Source organism: Bacillus sp. 05T31 (genome assembly GCF_056396725.1).
The window spans coordinates 1-3,269 of sequence record NZ_JBFTMA010000507.1; the positions used below are offsets into that span (position 1 = coordinate 1).

Below are 3,269 nucleotides of genomic sequence, written 5' to 3' on the forward strand. Positions count from 1 at the left end.
GCTTAGAAGTTAAAAATTCAGGATTCCATAGACTATTAAAGGAAGAAGTGGAAAAGCATCAGGATTATCATGAGGTTTTAAAAGTATTTAATAATGAATTAAGTATTGAGGCTAAATCTATTGTTAGAACATATATTAATGAATTAGAGGATGATCCTAAAAATGTATAGGCTACAATTACCTGACTATCAATTAACTGATTTTTTTGATGAAATTTTAGAAGATCGGCAAGGAATAGCGTCTAATTTTCTACTTGGAAGATTGAGAGCAATAAAACCTTTTCTTTTAAATAAAGAAGAGGAATATAAAAATCTAATGTTTTCTGAAGAAGGAAATAATTTATTTACTGTAGAAGAAAATAAAAACATTGGAATTCCGAAAAATGTTAAATTGGGGCATTTCTTGAATTTTGCGGATGGTATTGCAAAAAGAGATTTAATTGAAAAATTAAGAGAATATGGATTGGAGTCTTTATTTGAAAATATTATAAGTATGGGACTTTCAGATATAAAAAATACTCTCAATCAAATTAGCCTTGAAGAAGCATTACAAGTAGTTGATGAGAGTAATGCATTGTATCAATTTATGAGTTATGTTGATTCAACTGCTATGAAAAAAGCTTATGAAAATTATATTGTGGAGTCTAAAGGTTCGGATAAAAAAGGCCGAGATATCTATGAACATATACTTCTTCTTGCTGATGATGCAATATGTCCGTACTGTATGTATGGAGATGTGAGTACAGTTGATCACTATTTACCTAAAGCTCATTTTATTGAATACGCTATAACTCCCTTGAATTTATTACCGTCATGTTATGAGTGTAATACTAGGAAAAAGGATTTAAGAAAACTAGAAGAAAATAAAATGTTTATTAATGCATATTGTGACGACTTAACACAAATAAGGTGGGTAGAGTGTAAATTGGTTGATAAAGTATGGCCACTTACCTTTGAATTTAATGTGAAAGCAGATTTGGAAAGTGCTATTCTAAAAGAAAGGTTACTTGAACAATTCGATGCCCTATCATTAGGGAAATTATATGCCACAAAAGCAGGAAGATATTTTAGGGTTAGAGCGAAAAAAATTGTAGGAATATATAAATCTGGGGGAATTGAATCGATGATTGTAGCCTTAAATGATGATAAGGCTTCAGCAGAATATTATAATCTTAATTCATTAGAAGCTAAGGTATATGAAGCTTTATTGAATTCAGAATGGTTTCTAAATGAAGGAATAAAAGAGGTTAAAGAATTTTATTTAAAAGATTAATTTTGAATAATTGGTAATTTGTGTACCTTGAGGTTATTGACGCTTAGTTAAAGTCTCTGAACCAATTTCATGAATATGTGATACTTTCTGATGGTGAAAATTTTTATATCAATTTATATATTATTAATTGAATGTTATGGAGAGTCATCTAGTTTAAGAGTGAACTATTACTTCAGGGACGGTACAACTTGCGACAAAGAAGGCGGAAACTCAGGCTAAACAACAGATTATAGAAGAATAAAACAAATTATTAAGAGAAGAGAATGAAGCGTTAAAGAGAACAATAAAAAGGTATGAGCAGCAATTTCTAGAAGTGAAACAAAGTTCTAAAGAACTTTTAGTATTACGTGAGCGGCTATTTGATTTGGAAAATAAAGAAGAAAACTTAAGTGAAGAAATTTACATATTGAAGAGGGATATGAAGATAGACATCGATATCTTAATAGTAAAAAATGTGCAATAGTTGTTGGTTATTTATGTTGAAAAAAAGGTAAATAAGGATATTGTAAATTTTATATTTATTAATGTATATGGAAAGGATAGAAATATGAGTTTTTCAAGTGAAATGGAAGCTATTTTTATAAAAACGACTTATCTCAATCAATCACTTTATTATAAAGTGATAAACGCTTTTAATATGCGCTGTGTATCTATCTTTTATCTTAATCGTACAGATAATATTGAACTAACTATATAATGAGATTAACGAAAGATTATCGTCTCAGATAAGTGCAAACTAATAATAGATAGATTAGTTTGCAGTTGGATTAATGATTGTCATAAAAAATCACTGAATGAGAGAATATAGCGTGAAATTTATTCATAAAATTATTTTTAGAATTGTAAATAGAATGTTTGAAAAACTTGCTATTTTTCGACTTGGTTCGACAAGTTGTTTTTTATTTATTTGTTAAAATAAACCTTACATTCTAATTTTAAGGGGGGATAAGAAATGCTGAATTTAGAACCGTTTGTTTATGTAAACAAAATAGTAGTTAATGATATAGATAAAGTGCGGGAGTATTTTGAAAAGCTTTTGTCACAAAAAAGTAGTACAGAAGGCTACCATTCGCTTGAAAGTTCAGAAGAAGTCATTGCTATTAATTACTATAGGGTTATAAATACATTTGATTTTTCTTTTGATAAAGAAAACAATAAAATCGTTTCAGAAGAAACCCCTAAAATTATGAATGCAGAATTAAGATTAAACCTAGAGAATAAAACTCTAATTGTTTGGGGAAAACCCAGTATAATTAAGTTTATAAATAAAATTTTACAGGGAGAAAAACCTTTTGATATTAAATCAAGTGGATTTGATTTTGAATGTTTTTATGAGAATTTTTCTAAGTGTAAAACTGATATAACAGAAGTAGCATTTAATGAAATTAAAGTACTTAACAAATATATACCTGTTGCTACTTTGAGTATGACAAATAATAATGATGCTTTATATTTAGTGGGTAACTTAGGTGCAAAAGTTTCTCGAGTAAAGATTAAAGTCTATTCTAAAGCAGAAGAATTTGTTGAATTAGATACTAATCTTGAACAAGGAACAATTAAACTAGATTTTCAAAGTATAGATAAGAATTTTATTGAAGATATAAAAGAAACAATTAACAATTTTAAATTTATGTGAGGTGTATTCTATGTCAGAACAGCAGCAATTTGAAGGAGAACGTTGGACAACGCAAACAATTAAAATACTAAAAGAATTAGGATGGAGACAAGTAGGTTGTTCAAATTTTGATATTACTTGTGGGAAACCGGCTATTCATGGAACAGGTAAAAGCGCAGAGCGAAAAAACGACCATGGAGTAGATTCGTTGTTTAAATATTATGACCCATATCTTAATGAAGATTTAAATATCATTGTTGAATCGAAAAAAAGAATATGGTCTGGAATTAATCAGACAAGTATTCAATCTTTTGTAAATCAATTATATATGACAGTTGAATGTTCAGAGATTTCGGAGAAGATACATGAATTAGGTTGTGAA

At 28.4% G+C, this 3,269-nt stretch carries 3 protein-coding genes; all 3 read left to right on the forward strand.

Annotated features, from left to right (window positions below; translation table 11 throughout):
• Window positions 1-162 precede the first annotated feature (162 nt).
• Entirely contained in the window at window positions 163-1,272 is a 1,110-nt protein-coding gene (locus tag AC1DJR_RS23115; RefSeq protein WP_452087161.1) for an HNH endonuclease signature motif containing protein, read from the forward strand.
• A 952-nt stretch (window positions 1,273-2,224) separates the two neighbouring features.
• A complete protein-coding gene (locus tag AC1DJR_RS23120) occupies window positions 2,225-2,908 on the forward strand; it encodes a hypothetical protein (RefSeq protein WP_477003590.1) in 684 nt (227 codons plus the stop codon).
• Window positions 2,909-2,918: 10 nt separating this feature from the next.
• The coding region (locus tag AC1DJR_RS23125) for a PD-(D/E)XK nuclease domain-containing protein (RefSeq protein ID WP_477003591.1) at window positions 2,919-3,269 on the forward strand (351 nt) is incomplete at its 3' end.